Annotated in this window: 16 protein-coding genes; 7 read left to right on the top strand and 9 right to left on the bottom strand. The window is 52.5% G+C overall.

Features of this window, described 5'->3' with window-relative positions:
• Positions 1–5: 5 nt before the first annotated feature.
• From menA to priA, 6 genes are all read right to left on the bottom strand, one after another.
• Positions 6–935 carry a 1,4-dihydroxy-2-naphthoate polyprenyltransferase gene (gene menA / locus OGV57_RS01500; RefSeq protein WP_003028801.1) on the bottom strand — a complete coding sequence of 310 codons (930 nt, stop codon included), beginning with the start codon at positions 933–935 and terminating at the stop codon, positions 6–8.
• A gap of 67 nt (positions 936–1,002) precedes the next feature.
• On the bottom strand, positions 1,003–2,334 hold the full coding sequence (hslU, locus tag OGV57_RS01495; protein ID WP_003028803.1) for an ATP-dependent protease ATPase subunit HslU: 1,332 nt from the start codon (positions 2,332–2,334) through the stop codon (positions 1,003–1,005).
• 9 nt (positions 2,335–2,343) lie between these two features.
• Positions 2,344–2,874: an ATP-dependent protease subunit HslV gene (gene hslV, locus OGV57_RS01490; protein WP_003028805.1), complete on the bottom strand. Its 531-nt coding sequence runs from the start codon at positions 2,872–2,874 to the stop codon at positions 2,344–2,346.
• A 91-nt stretch (positions 2,875–2,965) separates the two neighbouring features.
• A complete protein-coding gene (gene ftsN, locus OGV57_RS01485; protein ID WP_003840513.1) occupies positions 2,966–3,946 on the bottom strand; it encodes a cell division protein FtsN in 981 nt (326 codons plus the stop codon).
• Positions 3,947–4,039: 93 nt separating this feature from the next.
• Complete coding sequence (cytR, locus tag OGV57_RS01480; RefSeq protein ID WP_003028807.1) at positions 4,040–5,065, bottom strand: DNA-binding transcriptional regulator CytR; 1,026 nt, start codon at positions 5,063–5,065, stop codon at positions 4,040–4,042.
• Between the two features lie 156 nt (positions 5,066–5,221).
• Positions 5,222–7,420 carry a primosomal protein N' gene (priA, locus tag OGV57_RS01475; RefSeq protein WP_054527933.1) on the bottom strand — a complete coding sequence of 733 codons (2,199 nt, stop codon included), beginning with the start codon at positions 7,418–7,420 and terminating at the stop codon, positions 5,222–5,224.
• Between the two features lie 204 nt (positions 7,421–7,624).
• Here priA and rpmE point away from each other — a divergent pair, with 204 nt between their 5' ends.
• From rpmE to OGV57_RS01460, 3 genes are all read left to right on the top strand, one after another.
• A complete protein-coding gene (gene rpmE / locus OGV57_RS01470) occupies positions 7,625–7,837 on the top strand; it encodes a 50S ribosomal protein L31 (RefSeq protein ID WP_003028810.1) in 213 nt (70 codons plus the stop codon).
• A gap of 339 nt (positions 7,838–8,176) precedes the next feature.
• Positions 8,177–8,857: an oligogalacturonate-specific porin KdgM family protein gene (locus OGV57_RS01465; RefSeq protein WP_046671340.1), complete on the top strand. Its 681-nt coding sequence runs from the start codon at positions 8,177–8,179 to the stop codon at positions 8,855–8,857.
• A gap of 78 nt (positions 8,858–8,935) precedes the next feature.
• Positions 8,936–10,360 carry an MFS transporter gene (locus OGV57_RS01460; RefSeq protein WP_054527934.1) on the top strand — a complete coding sequence of 475 codons (1,425 nt, stop codon included), beginning with the start codon at positions 8,936–8,938 and terminating at the stop codon, positions 10,358–10,360.
• A gap of 52 nt (positions 10,361–10,412) precedes the next feature.
• On the opposite strand, the gene metJ is transcribed toward OGV57_RS01460, so the two are convergent.
• Positions 10,413–10,730: a met regulon transcriptional regulator MetJ gene (gene metJ / locus OGV57_RS01455; RefSeq protein ID WP_003028816.1), complete on the bottom strand. Its 318-nt coding sequence runs from the start codon at positions 10,728–10,730 to the stop codon at positions 10,413–10,415.
• Between the two features lie 264 nt (positions 10,731–10,994).
• Here metJ and metB point away from each other — a divergent pair, with 264 nt between their 5' ends.
• On the top strand, positions 10,995–12,155 hold the full coding sequence (metB, locus tag OGV57_RS01450) for a cystathionine gamma-synthase (protein ID WP_054527935.1): 1,161 nt from the start codon (positions 10,995–10,997) through the stop codon (positions 12,153–12,155).
• Between the two features lie 2 nt (positions 12,156–12,157).
• Positions 12,158–14,590, top strand: coding sequence for a bifunctional aspartate kinase/homoserine dehydrogenase II (gene metL, locus OGV57_RS01445; RefSeq protein ID WP_003028820.1), 2,433 nt, complete (start codon positions 12,158–12,160; stop codon positions 14,588–14,590).
• A gap of 35 nt (positions 14,591–14,625) precedes the next feature.
• On the opposite strand, the gene OGV57_RS01440 is transcribed toward metL, so the two are convergent.
• A complete protein-coding gene (locus OGV57_RS01440) occupies positions 14,626–15,801 on the bottom strand; it encodes a hypothetical protein (RefSeq protein ID WP_054527936.1) in 1,176 nt (391 codons plus the stop codon).
• Between the two features lie 133 nt (positions 15,802–15,934).
• On the opposite strand from OGV57_RS01440, the gene OGV57_RS01435 reads away from it, so the two are divergent.
• Positions 15,935–17,491: a bifunctional metallophosphatase/5'-nucleotidase gene (locus OGV57_RS01435; protein WP_054527937.1), complete on the top strand. Its 1,557-nt coding sequence runs from the start codon at positions 15,935–15,937 to the stop codon at positions 17,489–17,491.
• A 38-nt stretch (positions 17,492–17,529) separates the two neighbouring features.
• On the opposite strand, the gene OGV57_RS01430 is transcribed toward OGV57_RS01435, so the two are convergent.
• Complete coding sequence (locus OGV57_RS01430; RefSeq protein ID WP_003028825.1) at positions 17,530–17,907, bottom strand: carboxymuconolactone decarboxylase family protein; 378 nt, start codon at positions 17,905–17,907, stop codon at positions 17,530–17,532.
• Positions 17,908–17,996: 89 nt separating this feature from the next.
• On the opposite strand from OGV57_RS01430, the gene OGV57_RS01425 reads away from it, so the two are divergent.
• Positions 17,997–18,905 (top strand): LysR family transcriptional regulator, encoded by a 909-nt coding sequence (locus OGV57_RS01425; protein ID WP_054527938.1) that lies wholly within the window; start codon positions 17,997–17,999, stop codon positions 18,903–18,905.
• Positions 18,906–18,996 lie beyond the last annotated feature (91 nt).

The raw sequence follows: 18,996 nt of genomic DNA, 5'->3' as shown, positions 1-18,996 counted from the left end.
GTCAGTTAAAGAGACCACTGACTTAAGAAAATTCCAACGACAAACAGCAGGTTAGTTAACAATGCCGCTTTCACGGTGCGTTCCAGCATTGGGCGCATTGCCGCAGGATCCATCTCACGCATCACGTATCGCGCCTGTTTAATCAGCAGCGGAGCGGCGAGGATAAACAGCCATCCCCACAGGCTTTGCAGTGAGAATAGGTTAAACAGGGCCAGACAGACCAGCGTGCCCATCAGCAGACAGGCGTGGTAGCGGCGGGCATTGACAGCGCCTAAACGCACGACCAGCGTGTTCTTGCCGTTCTCTCTGTCGCTGTTGATATCGCGCAGATTGTTGACGTTGAGCACGGCAGTTGCCAGCAGGCCGCAGGCGGTAGCAGGCAGAATGAGCGCCGGAATCAACGTATGCGCCTGCAGATACCAGCTTCCCATAACGCTCAGCCAGCCGAAGAACACCAGCACGGAAATATCGCCCAGACCGATATATCCGTAAGGGCGATTGCCTACGGTGTAGGTGATTGCGGCGATGATCGACAGGCCGCCGAGCACCAGGAAGCCGACAAAATCTGCCAGCGTGTGACAGGCCACAGCAACCAGGGCCAGACCGGACAGGCAGATCAAGACCACGGTGACGATCAGCGCCCGCTTCATCTGCTGTTGGGTGATGACCCCTTTTTGCATACCGCGCAGCGGTCCTATGCGGTCGGGCTTGTCGCTGCCTTTGACGGCATCGCCATAGTCGTTAGCGAGATTGGACAGAATTTGCAGCAATCCCGCCGTAATCAATGCCAGCAGAGCAACCAGCGGATTGAAGTATCCTTGCCACCATGCTAATGCCGTACCGACGATGATCGCCGCGAAGGCGAGCGGTAAGGTCTTAGGTCGTAAACTTTCCAGCCAGGCTTGTGAGCGGCTAATTTGTTGTTGTTCAGTCATATTTAGCGCCAATAAAAATGGGGCTTTATCAGCCCCATCAACAGTGATGAAAATGCATTGAACGCGATTATAGGATAAAACGGCTCAGATCTTCATCTGCGACCAGCGCATCCAGATGTTTGCTCACATATTCGGCATCAATTGTGATGCTTTGGCCGTTCAAATCGCTCGCATCATAGGAAATATCTTCCATCAGACGTTCCAGAACGGTATGCAGACGACGTGCACCGATGTTTTCGGTGGTTTCGTTGACCTGCCAGGCCGCTTCGGCAATGCGTTTAATACCGGATTCAGTGAAGTTGATGTCCACACCTTCAGTCGCCATCAGCGCTTTGTACTGGACGGTGATGGAGGCATTCGGTTCGGTAAGGATACGCTCAAAATCGCTGGTGGTCAGCGCCTGCAGCTCCACACGAATCGGCAGACGACCCTGCAGTTCTGGGATCAGGTCGGACGGTTTCGCCACCTGGAATGCGCCAGAGGCGATAAACAGGATGTGATCGGTTTTCACCATGCCGTGCTTGGTGGACACCGTGCAGCCTTCAACCAGCGGCAGCAGGTCGCGCTGTACGCCTTCGCGGGACACGTCCGGGCCGGAGGATTCACCGCGCTTACAGATTTTGTCGATTTCGTCGATAAACACGATCCCGTGCTGCTCAACGGCGTCGATAGCTTCTTGTTTCAGCTCTTCCGGGTTCACCAGTTTGGCCGCTTCTTCTTCAATCAGCAGTTTCATCGCGTCTTTGATTTTCAGCTTACGCGGTTTTTGCTTCTGACCGCCCAGGTTCTGGAACATGGACTGCAGCTGGCTGGTCATCTCTTCCATTCCCGGAGGCGCCATGATTTCAACGCCCATCGGTGCGGCCGCGAGATCGATTTCGATCTCTTTATCATCCAGTTGGCCTTCACGCAGTTTTTTACGGAACGCCTGACGCGCTGCAGAAGGTTCCTGCGGCTGCTCTGACTGTCCCCAGTTATTTTTAGCCGGTGGGATCAGCACGTCGAGAATGCGCTCTTCCGCCATCTCTTCGGCACGGAAGCGGTTTTTCTCGATTGCCTGAACGCGGACCATCTTAATGGCAGCATCGGTCAAATCGCGGATGATCGAGTCAACTTCTTTACCAACATAGCCAACTTCGGTGAATTTGGTTGCTTCAACTTTGATGAACGGCGCGTTGGCCAGTTTTGCCAGGCGACGGGCGATTTCGGTTTTACCGACGCCGGTCGGGCCAATCATCAGAATGTTTTTCGGCGTGACTTCATGACGCAACTCTTCGTTGAGCTGCATACGACGCCAGCGGTTACGCAGGGCAATCGCCACGGAACGCTTAGCGTTATCCTGGCCGATGATGTGTTTGTTCAGTTCGCTGACAATTTCGCGTGGGGTCATTTCAGACATGGGGGATCCTTACGCTTTGGAGTTCAATTCTTCGATGGTATGGAAGTGGTTGGTATAAATGCAGATATCCCCTGCAATATCCAACGCTTTCTCAGCAATCTCGCGTGCGCCAAGCTCGGTGTTTTCCAGCAGAGCGCGTGCAGCAGCCTGGGCGTAGGGACCGCCGGAGCCGATGGCAATCAGATCGTTTTCTGGCTGGATGACGTCGCCGTTACCGGTGATGATGAGCGATGCCGTTTCATCTGCGACGGCCAGCAGCGCTTCGAGTTTGCGCAGCATACGGTCTGTACGCCAGTCTTTTGCCAGTTCAACGGCAGCCTTCACTAGGTGACCCTGGTGCATTTCCAGCTTGCGTTCAAACAGTTCAAACAGCGTGAATGCATCCGCAGTACCGCCCGCAAAGCCCGCGATGACTTTGTCGTTGTAAAGACGGCGGACTTTCTTCACGTTGCCTTTCATTACGGTGTTACCCAGTGTGGCCTGACCATCACCGGCGATTACCACATGGCCGTTACGGCGTACGCTTACTATTGTTGTCACGAGCAGACCCCTTGGTTACAAATGCAATGTACAGGCCCCGCACAGTATGCGGGGCGTAATGCAAGTATAGATGGGGGGGATTTTGGGGGTTTCAACCCCCAGTGGCGAGTCGAATGCAGTTTGTGTGACCAGCAACCTTCAGGCGGCTGATGGTGTTGTCGGCATTCTCTTTGCCTTTGACCGGACCAATGACCACGCGATTCCAGCCGTTATTGGTGGTAATACGCGAGTTGAACCCTTCAAAGGCCAGCTGCGCGCGCACGGTTTCTGCCTGCTCAGCGCCTTTAAATGACCCGCACTGAACCATCCAGCGGCGTTCATCTTTTTTCTCCGCCGTCTGTTTTGGCGGCTGCGTTTCATTCGTTATTGGCGCGGCCGGTTGCGTTTTCGGCTGAGCGGCGGTGGTATGCGCAGGCGTTTGCAGCAAATCCTGATACGGCTGTTGCGCCGCCGGTTTTGGCTGTGCTTTCGGCTGCTGTACCGGCGCGGTTTGCGCCGTACGCGTTTGCGGCTGCTGGTAAGGCTGTTCCGCTACCCGTGGTTGCGTGCGCGGCTGTTGAGCCTGCTGCTGCGTGTTGGCCCATTGCTGTTGCTGTACCTGACGCTGGCGCTGCAGCGTTTGCTGGCGTTGTTCAGGCGTTTGTTCGTTCCACGGCACTTCGTTGAGCTGCGTTGGCTGTTGACGCATATCAGCCTGCATTTGCGCCAATAGCTGGCGCTGCTCATTGGTTAGCTGATCGGCGTTCAGCACCTCGCCGCCGGCAGACGGTTCGGTAGGCGCACGTACGCCAGGCTGACGGCTTTCCAGCTCTTTAATGTATCGCCAGCGCTCTTCCGGTTTTGGCGGGATGCCATTACCGGTGACTTTCTGGTTTTGCAGCGTTTCGGACTCTTCTTTCTTGTGATGCGTAATGAAGTACAGACCACCGATAAAGGTCACGAGTACGGCTGCAGCAATAGCAACCATTGCGGGCGATACCGCAGGCGTATTGCGTTGTTTTTTCCGTGATGTGCTCTTCTTGCGCCGCGAAGGTGCCGGTTGGCCGCGACGTACATAATCTCGTTGTGCCACTATCGTTTCGCTGTATTTATTCGTTCGTCAGCCCGCCATGTTACTTAAGCGGCGGGCCTTTGACCAGACAGGGGAGTCCGAAAGCACTTTACTTTACGTCAGTGCCCGGGTAGTGCCCCGAATAATAAGCTCGCAGTCCAGTAATCGTGAGCCACTGCTGACGTTCTGTCCTTGTAATTGATCGAGCAGTAACAGCATAGCTTCACGTCCGATATCGAAACGCGGCTGTGCGACGGTTGTCAGGGGTGGATCACAAAATTCCGCGAGCGAAATGTTATCGAAGCCGATAATCGATAAATCGTCGGGCACCTTCAGACCCTGACGTTTGGCGTAAGAGAGGGCGCCAAGCGCCATGACATCGCTGTGACAAAAGACCGCGGTAGGCGGCTGTGGTAGCGCCAAGAGCTGTTTAAGCGCATTGGCTCCCGCTTCATAGGTAAAGTCACCGCGCGCGATGAAATGCGGATCGACAGTAATTCCGCTGCGACGTAGTGCCTGAACGTAACCTTGCAGACGATAATGGCACAGCGGCATATCTTCGGGCCCAGCGATACAGCCAATGCGTTTATGCCCCAGTTCCAGCAGATAGTTCATCGCGTTGAAGGCGGCGGTGAGGTTATCAATGTGCACGGTGGGCAGTTCCAGCTCTGGCGCGAACTCGTTGGACATAACCATCGGTGGCAAGTTGCGTTGCTCTTCCACGCTGGCATCAAACGGCAGGCGCGAGCTGAGCAGCACCATGCCATCGATCTGCTTGGTAATTATGAGGTTAAGGAAGGTTTTTTCCTGCTGGTTCTGGTGCGCGCAATCGCCGATAAGCACCAGATATCCCTGTTCTGCGGCGGTGACTTCGATGCCACGAATCACTTCGCTAAAAAACGGATCGCAGATATCCGGCACAATCACCAGAATGGTACGCGATTCATTACGCTTAACGTTACGCCCCATTGATTGGGGTAAATATCCCACTTCAAGCGCTGCCTGCTCAACCTTGTTACGGGTTGACTGCGAGACTTTGTCTGGGTTCATTAATGCGCGGGATACGGTTGCCGTTGAGACTTTCGCCTTCAGAGCAACATCTTTCATCGTAGCGGCGGCAACCTGCTTATTCGGTTTCACTCTTTCTCCTCGCCAGAGAGCTGCTGGCACAGACTCGTCCTTGAATAGCCTTCATCTGAAACATTTTTATCAGATAGTGAATGGAAGCGGTTACAGAATTTTCATAAAAAGTGTGATGGATATTTAATTTTACGATCCGCCTCGCATCGTGAGGGATTATCCCTCGATGGGATCGACATCCAGCACCCATTTAACCTTACGTGCATCGGGTAACGTATTAATCAGCGCCAGCGTTCCGCTGACGATATGCTGCAGGCGAATTCGCGACGGGTGCTGCAACAAAATTTGCCAGCGATAGCGACCGCCACGTTTGGGCGCCAGGGCGGGAACTGGGCCTAACACCCACAGTTTTTCATCGGCCAGCGGACTGGCCTGAATCAGATTTCGTAACTGCTGTAAGAACATCGGCGCATGCTGGTTGTTGTGATCTTCTGCCCGCACGATCACATGGCTGGTCCATGGGGGAAGCTGGAGCGTTTGTCGCTCTGCCAGCGCCTGCTCGGCAAAGGCGTCATACCCTTTATACAGCAAGGTTTGCAGCAGCGGATGTTCAGGGTGGTGCGTTTGCAGTACCACTTCGCCCTGCTTCCCGGCGCGACCGGCACGCCCGGAAACCTGCGTGTAGAGCTGGGCGAAGCGTTCTGCCGACCGGAAATCTGCGGAGAACAGCGCGCCGTCAACGTCCAGCAACGCCACCAGGGTGACGTCCGGGAAATGGTGGCCTTTCGCCAGCATTTGCGTGCCGATCAGGATTCGCGCGCCGCCGCGATGCACTTCCGCCAGATGCTGCTCCAGCGAGCCTTTGCGGCTGGTAGTGTCGCGATCGATGCGTGAGATTGGCACGCCGGGGAAAAAAGGCACCAGAGCCTGCTCAAGCTGTTCGGTGCCGAGTCCTACCGGAACCATGTGCGTTGAGCCGCAGGAAGGGCATTGACGCGGTATCGGACGCTGACTGTCGCAGTGATGGCAGCGCAGATGGTGTTGCGCCTGATGCAGCGTGTAGTAGTGATCGCAGCGCGGGCATTCAGCAATCCAGCCACAGTCGTGGCACAGCAGGGCAGGCGCAAAACCCCGGCGGTTTAAAAACAGGATCACCTGGTTATCCGCCTGCAGATGCTGGCGCATACGGGCGATAAGCGCAGGGGCGAGCCCGGCCTGTACCTGCTGACCTTTGAGATCCAGCACGTGCTGAGTGGCTGGGCGTGCATTCCCGGCACGGCGCGTCAGGCGCAACATGCGGTATTTTTTCTGCCGCACATTGCACAGCGTTTCCAACGCTGGGGTGGCTGAGCCGAGAATGATAGGAATTTGTTCGCTATGGGCGCGATAAACCGCGAGGTCGCGCGCATGATAACGCCAGCCTTCCTGCTGTTTATAAGAGCTGTCGTGCTCTTCGTCGATGACAATCACGCCCAGATTTTTAAACGGCGTGAACAGCGACGAGCGCGTGCCGATAACAATTGCCGCTTCACCATTTTTCGCCTTCAGCCATGCCGAAAGACGTTCACTGTCATTTAAACCCGAGTGCAGAACTTCGACCGGCACATTGAAGCGTTCGCGAAAACGGGCAATAGTTTGCGGCGTCAGGCCAATCTCCGGCACCATTACCAGCGCCTGTTTGCCCTGGGCGAGCACATTTTCCAGTACGCTTAAATAGACCTCTGTTTTACCCGATCCCGTCACGCCCGCTAATAGCCAGGCGCTAAAACTGTCAGATGCACTGTGGATCGCCCCGACGGCGGTGGCCTGTTCGGTATTCAGCCGCAGACGCTCACCGGAAACCGCGTAGTGCGTACGCCAGTCGCTAAAGCCTGGCGTTTCGCTCGCCAGCTCGCACAGCCCTTTTTTCCGCAGTGCCTGTAATGCGGCGTCATTAAATTCCAGTTCAGCCACCTGGTCGCGCCAGATTTTTCCCTGGCGTAGCGCAGCCAGCGCCTGCTGCTGCTTGGGAGAGCGCTTCAGGCTGTTGAGGTCAATAACCTGGCCTTCTTCAGTGGCAAACCAGTACCACATGGGCGCGTTTGTCGCCGGACGTCCCTGGCGCAGTAAAATTGGCAGAGCGTGAAACAGTACGTCACCGATAGGATGATGATAATAATCCGCCGCCCACAACAGCAGACGCCAGACAGAGGTCGAGTAGACCGGTTCGCTGTCCAGCACTTCGAGAACGGCTTTCAATTCGCTCCGCGGTAGTTCACTGTGCTCGCTGACGGACAGGACGATACCCACGCGCTCCTGCTGCTTGCCAAAAGGCACGCGTACACGACACCCGGCTTTGGCGCTCAAGCCTTCCGGCAGGAGGTAGTCAAAGGTGCGAGGTAGCGGAACAGGTAAGGCAACGTGCGCAACGGGCATTGAATCATCCTGACTTGAAATCTGGCGGGTTAGTATACACATTAGTGGAGGGTAGAATGCGGATCAGTTTGCATGAGCAGGTTAATTTCTGTATGATTCGCCGCCTTTGATACAAATTTGTATCACTGACCTATACTATTAACATCGCGTGGTGTCTGGCGTTAGGGCTGGAAGAGCGACGCGGCCTTAAACCGAGGTTTTCCCATGAAAAAAGATATTCACCCGAAATACGAAGAAATTACTGCAAACTGCTCTTGCGGTAACGTCATTAAAATCCGCTCTACTGTCGGTCACGATCTGAACCTCGACGTGTGCAGCAAGTGCCACCCGTTCTATACTGGCAAGCAGCGTGATGTTGCTACCGGTGGCCGTGTTGATCGCTTCAACAAGCGTTTCAGCATCCCAGGCAGCAAGTAAGTTTCAGCTGTCAGAAAAAAAGCGCCTTATGGCGCTTTTTTTGTATCTGCGCTTGAAGACTAAAATTTATATTGATGTGTTGAATGGTGTTTTTTGTTTAATAAATGAAACAGTGTTTTTATTTTTTAGGTAAAATGTTTCTAGTAGTGATCTGCGTCATTTTTATCTTCTGATTTCTGCCACTCATGCCAATTGTTGGCAAAATACCAAAGGTTTCTGCTTTCTTTCTAAAATACACTTTCGTGGAAATATAAAATTATTCTTAATCCTTCATCGTTTCCCATTAATGGACGGGACGAGATGGGGAATTTCCGTTGTTGAGTGTGAAGAGGGATTGTCATGAAATTTAAATCTGCGTTATTACTGATTCCATTATTCTCTGCGGCCGCACAAGCGGGTTATGTTGATTACCGGCATGAATATTATGACGATGGGCGTAATTACGATCGTGTTTATATGTCTCACCGTTTTGCGACTGGTTTTGGTGTCGCAGTCGAAGCCATTTCACGTTCCGAAGATACGCAATCTAATGATGCGTGGAATAATATGGAAAGTAATGGCAACGAGTATACTGCAAGCTACCAGTTTACCTGGCGGGATCTTATCTGGCAGCCAGGTATTGCGATCGAAACGGGCGATAACATCACGATTTATAAACCTTATATCCGCGTGCAGTACAACATTAACGACAGCTGGTGGACCGCGTTCCGCTATCGTCAGGAGTACATGCGCAGAAACACTGACGGCAAAGATGACCGCATGGTCTATCGTCCGGAAGCTTGGCTTGGTTATAACGTCAATGACTGGATGTTTGAGTTAAATGGTATTTATAAAATTGCCGATAGCGAAGATTTATATAACAACCGGGAAGATGATTATGAATATAACTTCCGCGTGGCGTATAAACTAGGCTCCTGGGTTCCATTTGTTGAGGTTGGTAACGTTTCCTCGGGTTATAACACAACAACGACAGACGATCGTCAGACCCGTTATCGTGTCGGTCTTGGTTATAACTTCTAACCGGTAATAGCTTTCATATCGACTGATTACATCGATAAGCATAGTTTGTGTGAATAATATGTCTAAGGAGTTGACATCATGTTTAATGATGGAACTATTATCGGAAATAATGAAACCACTGCCGTCAGACCTTTCGGAATTCGAGATAAAATTGGTTATTTATGTGGTGACCTCGGAACCTGTTTTATTCTTGGCTTAGTTAATAGTTTTTTAATGATTTATTACACTAACGTCCTCGGTATTTCCGGCGTTATTGTTGGCTCACTCTATTTTGTGACCAAACTCTTTGATGCGTTCGTTGATGTTGGTGTAGGGCGCTTATGCGATACCTCTAAATTGACGGTACATGGACGTTTTAACCCGTGGGTGCGTCGCATGAAGTATCCATTTTGCATCATTGCAGTTGTCCTGTTTCTGCCGTTTGTAAATGATTTTTCTTATACGGCGAAAATTATCTACATCTGTTGCTCCTATTTCATTTACGGTTCGCTGTTATCGACCGTGAGTATTCCGTACGGCGCTATGTCTGCGGCGATTAGCTCGAATCCGGATGATCGTGTCTCGCTGTCAACCTGGCGCAGCGTTGGGTCAGCTATCGGCGGTGGGGCAACTGGCTTTTTCATTCCGATCCTGATGTACACCACCCTGGTGGACGGAAGCCAGGTGATTTCCGGGCAACACTTCTTCTGGATTTCCATTGGTTGCGCAGTGCTGGGCTTTATCTTTTTATCCTTGACCTGTCAGTTAACGACCGAACGCGTGCGCGTGGAGAGAAAAGAGAGCATGCCCGTTTCGGTGTTGCTGAAGGGACTGGCACGCAATAAGGCGCTGATTGTTTTAGTGGTTGTGGATTTGCTGATTGTGATTAATCAGGGATTGTCCGGTACCAATATGACTTACCTGTTTAATGACTATTTCCACAATAAAGAGGCGATGTCAGTCGCGTTGCTGTTTACCTTTGGTTCCCTGGTTTTGCTGGCACCATCGGCATCCTGGCTCACGAAGCGGTTTGGTAAAAAAGAGGCCAGCGTCGGCGCGCTACTCTTTGCAGTAGCGATGTATTTGATTATGTACTTCATCCACATTACCGACGCGAAAGTCTATTTGGTTTTCCTGTTCCTGGCGACGTTGGGGGCCGGACTATTCAACCTGATGATTTGGGCGTTTATGACCGATGTTTGTGATTATCACCAGTATGTCACCGGCGATCGCGAGGATGGTACCGTCTATGGTGTGAACTTCTTTGCCCGCAAGGTTGGTCAGGCGTGTGCAGGGGCCATTGGCGGCTTTATGTTGGCCATCATTGGTTATCAATCATCGTCAACAGGTGGCGCTGTGCAAACCAGCATTGTGCAGGAAAATATTTATACGATGGCGAATCTCTTGCCGGCACTATGCCTGTTTTTGGCGGCGGTCATTCTGATTTATTTCTATCCATTAAACCGTACGGAAACGCTCAAAATGGAAGAAACATTGAATAAACTTAATGGTATCAGTAAGTAACATAGCGAGAATCGGCGGGAGCAATCCCGCCTTTTCTCATCTGTTCTAACAATCAGTATTCCCACGTTTCCGGGTTGATACCCAGTTCACGCATGATTACCTTTGCTTCTTCCGGGATTTCATCACTGCGCTCTTTACGCAGGTCTTCATCGTTGGGTAATGGTTGCCCGGTAAAAGCATGCAGAAACGCTTCACACAGCAGTTCACTGTTGGTGGCGTGGCGCAGGTTGTTCACCTGACGACGCGTGCGTTCATCGGTAAGGATTTTTAACACCTTCAGAGGAATGGAAACCGTAATTTTTTTGACTTGCTCACTCTTCTTACCGTGCTCAGCGTATGGGCTGATATATTCGCCGCTCCATTCAGCCATGAGATACCTAATCCTCTTTGTCATTAATATTGAGGCCAGAACCTGAGCCCGGACCATAATTGCGCGTAGTTTATCGTAGTGGCGCGGCCCTGACACGAAGTAGCCGACGCAGATGTACGCTAATGCATATAATTTTAACGGCTATTTCCAGTTTGCTCAATCTATACGCAAAGAAGTTTAGATGTCCAGATGTATTGACGGCTATAGTAACAATGATTACTCTGGTGCCTGACTTTTCACCGACTCAGCCAGGATCTTCTCAATATGACGCGTAAACAGGCCACCATCGCAGTGCGTAGCGGGTTAAATGACGACGAACAGTACGGTTGCGTTGTCCCGCCGATTCACCTCTCCAGCACCTATAACTTTACCGGATTTAATGAACCTCGTGCTCATGACTATTCGCGTCGCGGCAACCCAACGCGTGATGTCGTTCAACGTGCGCTGGCGGAACTGGAAGGTGGTGCAGGTGCTGTACTGACCAATACTGGCATGTCGGCGATTCATTTGGTGACCACTGTCTTCCTTAAGCCTGGCGATCTGCTGGTTGCACCGCACGACTGCTACGGCGGGAGCTACCGACTGTTTGACAGTCTGGCAAAGCGTGGCTGTTACCGCGTCCTGTTTGTTGATCAAGGAGATGAGCAGGCATTGCAGGCCGCATTGACGGAAAAACCGAAGCTGGTGCTGGTAGAAAGCCCAAGCAACCCGCTGCTGCGCGTGGTGGATATTGCGAAAATCTGCCGGCTGGCGCGCGAGGCTGGCGCGGTCAGCGTGGTGGACAACACTTTTTTAAGCCCGGCACTGCAAAATCCACTGGCATTAGGCGCCGATCTGGTGTTGCATTCATGCACGAAATATTTAAACGGTCACTCAGACGTGGTGGCTGGTGTGGTTATAGCCAAAGATCCGGAAACGGTCACTGAACTGGCATGGTGGGCGAATAATATTGGTGTGACCGGCGGCGCGTTTGATAGTTATCTGCTGTTGCGCGGCCTGCGTACTTTGTCTCCTCGTATGGAGGTGGCGCAACGTAATGCTCAGGCGATAGTCGATTATCTGCAAACTCAGCCGCTGGTGAAAAAATTGTATCACCCGTCATTGCCGGATAATCAGGGCCATGAGATTGCTGCGCGTCAGCAAAAAGGCTTTGGCGCGATGTTAAGTTTTGAACTGGATGGCGATGAGCAAACGCTGCGCCGTTTCCTCGGCGGGTTGTCATTGTTTACGCTGGCGGAATCGTTAGGGGGCGTTGAAAGTCTGATCTCCCACGCCGCAACCATGACACACGCGGGCATGGCACCAGAAGCGCGTGCTGCTGCCGGAATTTCCGAAACGCTGCTGCGTATCTCCACCGGTATTGAAGATGGCGAAGATTTAATTGCCGACCTGGAAAATGGCTTCCGGGCTGCAAACAAGGGGTAAACATGAGTGTGATTGCGCAGGCAGGGGCGAAGGGTCGTCAACTGCACAAATTTGGTGGTAGTAGTCTGGCAGACGTGAAATGTTATCTGCGTGTCGCAGGCATTATGGCGGATTACTCGCAGCCTGATGACATGATGGTTGTTTCAGCCGCAGGCAGTACCACTAACCAGTTGATTAGCTGGCTGAAATTAAGCCAGACCGATCGCCTTTCTGCGCATCAGGTTCAACAGGCGTTACGTCGCTATCAAAGTGAGCTTATCAGCGGTTTGTTACCTCCCGAGGTGGCGGATGGACTGATTGGCGCGTTTATTCACGATCTGGAACGCCTGGCCGGGTTACTCGACAGCGGCGTGAACGATGCCGTCTATGCTGAGGTTGTTGGGCATGGTGAGGTATGGTCCGCGCGTTTGATGTCTGCCGTCCTTAATCAACAGGGGCTGGAGTCAGCGTGGCTGGATGCGCGCGATTTTTTACGTGCTGAACGCGGTGCCCAGCCGCAGGTAGATGAAGGTCTTTCTTACCCATTACTGCAGCAACTGTTGGCGCAGCATCCTGGTAAACGCCTGGTGGTTACCGGCTTTATTAGCCGCAGCAATGCCGGTGAAACAGTGCTACTGGGGCGTAACGGTTCTGACTACTCGGCGACGCAGGTTGGTGCGTTGGCGGGCGTTTCCCGAGTAACCATCTGGAGCGATGTCGCCGGGGTTTACAGCGCGGATCCGCGTAAAGTAAAAGACGCCTGTTTGCTGCCGCTGTTGCGTCTGGATGAAGCCAGCGAGCTGGCGCGTCTGGCGGCACCGGTTCTCCATGCCCGTACCTTACAGCCGGTTTCCGGTAGCGATATCGATCTCCAGTTGCGTTGTAGCTATACTCCAGAGCAGGGTTCAACGCGTATTGAGCGAGTACTGGCCTCCGGTACCGGGGCGCGTATTGTGACCAGTCATGATGACGTCTGCCTGATCGAGTTTCTGGTTCCGACTGGCCAGGATTTTAAGCTGGCTTATAAAGAGATTGACCAGGTTTTAAAACGTAGCCAGGTGCGTCCGCTGGCAGTGGGCGTGCATCCTGACCGCCAGCTATTGCAATTTTGCTACACCTCCGAAGTCGCTGACAGCGCGCTGAAAATTCTGGATGAAGCTGGCCTGCCAGGCGAGCTGCGTCTGCGCCAGGGGCTGGCGCTGGTGGCGATGGTCGGGGCGGGCGTCACCCGTAATCCGCTGCACTGCCACCGTTTCTGGCAACAGTTGAAAGGTCAGCCGGTTGAATTCACCTGGCAGTCGGAAGAGGGCATCAGCCTGGTCGCGGTACTGCGTACTGGGCCAACGGAGAGCCTGATTCAGGGTCTGCATCAGTCAATCTTCCGTGCTGAAAAACGCATTGGTCTGGTGTTGTTCGGCAAAGGTAACATTGGGTCGCGCTGGCTGGAGCTGTTCGCTCGCGAGCAGAGCACGCTCTCGGCGCGTACCGGATTAGAGTTTGTGCTGGCGGGTGTGGTTGATAGCCGTCGTAGCCTGCTGAATTACGAAGGGCTGGATGCCAGCCGCGCGTTAGCTTTCTTTGATGACGAGGCGGTAGAGCAGGATGAAGAGTCTCTATTCCTGTGGATGCGTGCTCACCCGTATGATGATTTAGTGGTGCTGGATGTGACCGCGAGCGAGCAACTGGCGGATCAGTATCTGGATTTTGCCAGCCATGGTTTCCACGTCATCAGCGCCAACAAACTGGCCGGGGCGAGCAGCAGTAATAATTACCGCCAGATTCATGACGCTTTCGAAAAAACGGGTCGCCACTGGTTATATAACGCCACCGTGGGTGCAGGTTTGCCGATCAACCATACCGTGCGCGATCTGATTGATAGTGGCGATACCATTTTGTCGATCAGCGGGATCTTCTCCGGCACGTTATCGTGGTTGTTCCTGCAATTTGATGGCACGGTCCCATTCACCGATCTGGTGGATCAGGCATGGCAACAGGGTCTGACTGAACCCGATCCGCGCGTAGATCTTTCCGGCAAAGATGTGATGCGTAAGCTGGTGATTCTGGCGCGTGAAGCGGGTTACGACATCGAACCGGACCAGGTTCGCGTGGAATCGCTGGTGCCTGCGCATTGTGAAGAAGGCTCTATTGACCATTTCTTTGAGAATGGCGATGAACTGAACGAGCAGATGGTGCAGCGTCTGGAAGCGGCGCGTGAAATGGGTCTGGTGCTGCGCTACGTGGCGCGTTTTGACGCTAACGGTAAAGCACGCGTTGGGGTTGAAGCGGTACGTCCGGAGCATCCGCTGGCAGCGCTGCTGCCGTGCGATAACGTGTTCGCTATAGAGAGCCGCTGGTATCGCGATAACCCGCTGGTGATCCGTGGACCGGGCGCGGGCCGTGACGTCACCGCTGGGGCGATTCAGTCTGACATCAACCGTCTGGCGCAGTTGCTGTAGTTTGTGTTGCCGGATGGCGCTTATGCTTATCCGGCCTACATATGGCATGAAGCGTAGGCCCGGTAAGCGGTAGCGCCACCGGGCAAATCGCGCTGGGTGATCAGGGTGTTGTATTGCTCCGTCAGCGTCCTTATCGTCTGAAACACCGAATGAGCCGAGTAACGGGCGCTATCCCGAAACTCCGCCTGCTGCTGTAACCAGGCGAGAAAATGGTGGCCTGCCGCCAGTGTGATTGACGCCCCTTTTTCAACCTGACCCTCCGTTAACAGACACACCATTTTGCGTGTGTCGCCTTGTTGCCAAATTTGCCACTGGTTTTGCCACCACCCCTGCCAGGTTTTACCCAGCAATCGCCAGGGCAGTGTGCACTTATCGCTATTGATCTCTTCATCAATAAACCAAAGCGAAGCGTGATGATCGCGATATTGCTGCGCCCATGCGGTAATCGCCGCGCCGCGCAGAAAACATTCGTGGGCAATAATGTGCTTTTTTACCTCAGGCCAGAGATGGCTCAGTATGCGGAAATGTCCGTGCGCGGTAATGACCGGGCGTAAAACTGCGCCGTTGGCATTTCGTTTGAGCATGGCACTGCCGTACTGGATTTCATCAAACTGGCTGCGGCGTAAAAACAGGGTTTCCCTCTGTCTTACTCGTTCAACGATATCGTCATGAATGACCGTAGGTTCAACGTTGTTACGCCAGCGGTATCGTAATGTATCCCCTACGAGATGGGGCGTGAAATTACTGGAAATATGCAAAATATTGCCGCGAATAGCGTCAAAACTGAGTAATACATAAAGTTTCTGGTCGGTGCAGGCTCCCTGAAAAGGGACGATTAAGGGAACCGTCGCTATTTGTTCTGGTGGAACAATGGTGGTGAGCGGCTGCTGCTTTGGTGTCCAGACTTGTTTGCAGCTCCGGCACTGAACGCGTTGGCTGCCCTGAGGATTATGCCCATAGAGGATGGTTTCCCGCTGATAACATCGTGGGCAAAAATGACCGCTTTGGGCGGCAAAATCCGTTAAATATGCTGACAACCACCCACCAAACTGTTCCTCATTAAACAGCGGGGGATAGCTGCCGCATGCCCGGCAATGCAGCGCAGCATAACCCAACCGATACTCGGGCCAGCTGTAATCTGGTGAGCTCGCCAGCCCCAGATTTTTACAGCCGAAGGACTTACAGCAATTGATGGTGAACAGTGACGTCATCGTATTACCAACGATTTTTAATGGTCGTTGATTTTGACCCGCGACTATCACCAGTGGATGTGAGTTTTCTCACATAAAAAAACCTTTCAGAACGTAACGTAGCGATTCTTTATATGACTGAAAGGGATTGATTATGAAGTTAAAAATGCTTGCTGTTGGTGTTCTGGTATCGTTGCCGCTTTGGGCGAGTGCCAAAGATGTCACGATTATCTATACCAATGATCTTCACGCCCACGTTGAACCTTATAAAGTCCCATGGATTGCTAATGGCACGCGTGATATTGGTGGTTGGGCTAATATCACGACGATGGTGAAGCAGGAAAAAACGAAAAATAGCGCCACCTGGTTTTTTGATGCCGGTGATTATTTTACCGGGCCGTATATCAGCAGCCTGACCAAGGGTAAGGCGATTATCGATATCATGAACACCATGAATTTTGATGCTGTCACCATGGGTAATCATGAATTCGATCACGGTTGGGATAACACGCTACTACAACTGAGTCAGGCGAAATTCCCCATCGTGCAGGGTAATATCTTTTATCAGAACAGCAGCAAAATGTTCTGGGATAAGCCTTACACCATTATTGAAAAAGATGGCGTGAAGATTGGTGTGATTGGCCTGCACGGCGTGTTTGCTTTTGATGATACGGTTTCTGCTGCGACACGTGTCGGTATTGAAGCGCGGGATGAAGTGAAGTGGTTGCAACGCTATATCGATGAGCTTAAAGGTAAAGTCGATCTCACTGTGGCGCTGATCCATGAAGGTACGCCAGCGCGTCAGTCTAGTCAGGGAAGTACAGATGTGCGCCGTGCATTGGATAAAGACATCCAGACCGCAGGTCAGGTAAAGGGGCTGGATATCCTGATTACCGGCCATGCGCATGTGGGCACGCCGGAGCCGATTAAAGTCGGTAACACTCTGATTCTTTCTACCGACAGCGGCGGTATTGATGTGGGTAAACTGGTGCTGGATTATCAGCAGAAACCGCATCAATTTACCGTGAAGAACTTCGAGCTGAAGACCATTTATGCTGATGAGTGGCAGCCAGACCCGCAGACGAAACAGGTCATTGATGGCTGGAATAAAAAGCTTGATAAGGTGGTACAACAGACGGTTGCAAACTCCCCGGTTGAGCTGACGCGTGCTTACGGTGAATCTTCTTCGTTGGGCAATCTGGCGGCGGATGCGTTGCTGGTGGCGGCAGGTAAAGATACTCAATTAGCGCTCACTAATTCGGGCGGTATCCGTAATGAAATCCCAGCAGGTGCTATCACGATTGGTGCAGTCATTAGCACCTTCCCGTTCCCCAACGAGCTGGCAACAATGGATCTCACCGGTAAACAGTTGCGTAGCCTGATGGAGCACGGCGCGGGTTTAAGCAACGGTGTATTGCAGGTGTCCAAAGGACTGGAGATGAAGTATGACAGCAGTAAACCAGTCGGTCAGCGCGTCACTGTACTAACGTTAAACGGTAAACCGATTGAGGATGCCACGGTTTATCACATAGCCACCAATAGCTTCCTGGCAGACGGCGGTGATGGTTTTACGGCATTTACCGAAGGAAAAACGCGAAATACCTCCGGAGGTTACTATGTCTCTAATGCTGTCGTTGACTATTTCAAGGCGGGAAATACGCTGACGGATGAGCAGCTTAAAGGCATGCGTGTGGCAGATGTGAAACCATAGTGAGCTCAGGCCAGCAGACAATCCGCTGGCCTGTTGTTTTAGCCTCTGTGAGAGGCAAACACCTCTTTCGCGGCGAACAAACCATTGAGTGCGGCAGGGAAGCCGGCATATACGGCCATCTGCATAATCACTTCAACGATCTCATCCTGCGTTAAACCAACGTGTAATGCCGCGCCAATATGTACTTTCAACTGCGGGGCGGCATTGCCCATTGCCGTTAACGCGGCGACAGTGGCAATTTCTCGGCTGCGCAGGTCCAGACCTGGACGTGCATAGATGTCGCCAAACGGAAATTCCAGCAGGTAGCGGGCAAAATCCGGCGCGATATCCTTCAGGCTCTCAACGACGGCCTCTCCCCCTTTACCATCTACCTGTTGCAACATTTTCTGGCCGGTAATAAAACGTTCTGATTCCATGATTTTTCCCTCGTTGGTGTGGCGTATGGCGAGAGAATAGGGGGTGTAGAATGATTTGGATAATACCGTTTCCGTGATACCTTTTCGGTATGACAACATCGCCATTACACTCTCTGGATATTCGCCTGCTGCGTTACTTTTCCGTAGTAGCGGAAGAGAACAATATGAGCCGGGCTGCGCAGCGCTTGTTCATGTCGCAACCGCCGTTGAGCCGCCACATTCGCCAGCTTGAAGAGCGCCTGGGGGTCACGCTGTTTGTCCGTCATACCCGTGGATTAACGCTGACGGAGGACGGCCAGCGCGTACTTGAAATGGTGCGCCCGCTGCTTGATCTTCAGGACAAAACCTACACTGCGTTGAGTCAATTAACGCAAATCAGGGAGCCATCTCTGCGCTTAGGGCTAAGTACAGCGTTTGAACAGGGCGTTTTTGCGGCGCTTGAGTCACAGCTGACTACGCATGTGCAGAAGCGACATATTGTCCGTCATGGTTCGCCTGAACTCGCGCGTCTGGTGCGTCGTGGAAAGCTGGATGCCGCGCTGGTGGCGTTACCGCTTGAGACTTCGGGGCTTAGCGTCACACCGCTCGGCTGGCAAGAATCGTTGATCGTCGCCTTACCCGCGCTCTGGCCAGAGGCGGCGCTGCCTTCGCTCTCGTTAATGTCGCTGAGCCACCGACCACTGTTCTGGTTCAAACGTGAACGTAACCCCGCCTTTTTTGATTACACCCGACATATTTTTAGTCATGCCGGTTACTCTCCTGCCTGTATTGAAGAACCGCTGGAACATGATGTGTTGTTGGCGCGGATCGCGCAGGGTGAAGGTTTGAGCCTGCTTCCGGCCTCCTTTTCCGCTATCCAACGTCGAGGGGTGATATTCCTGCCGCTTACCGATACCGAATTGCGTATTAGCACGGGGTTGCTGATGCTGCCTGAAAACGTAAAACAATTAGCATGGCTGCAGACGGTCATGGCGCAATCCCTCATCAATTCAGACTGATGTGAATTTTTTTCACGTTGGCTGAGTATTCCTCACCTTTAGCGATGATTTTTGTGTTGACGCCAGCATGCTTTTCCGTCATTTTTACATC

Source organism: Citrobacter sp. Cf087 (assembly GCF_030334285.1).
GTDB lineage: Bacteria > Pseudomonadota > Gammaproteobacteria > Enterobacterales > Enterobacteriaceae > Citrobacter > Citrobacter freundii.
The sequence above is the reverse complement of the archived record's forward strand: the minus strand, read 5'-3'. Positions and strand labels throughout refer to the sequence as shown.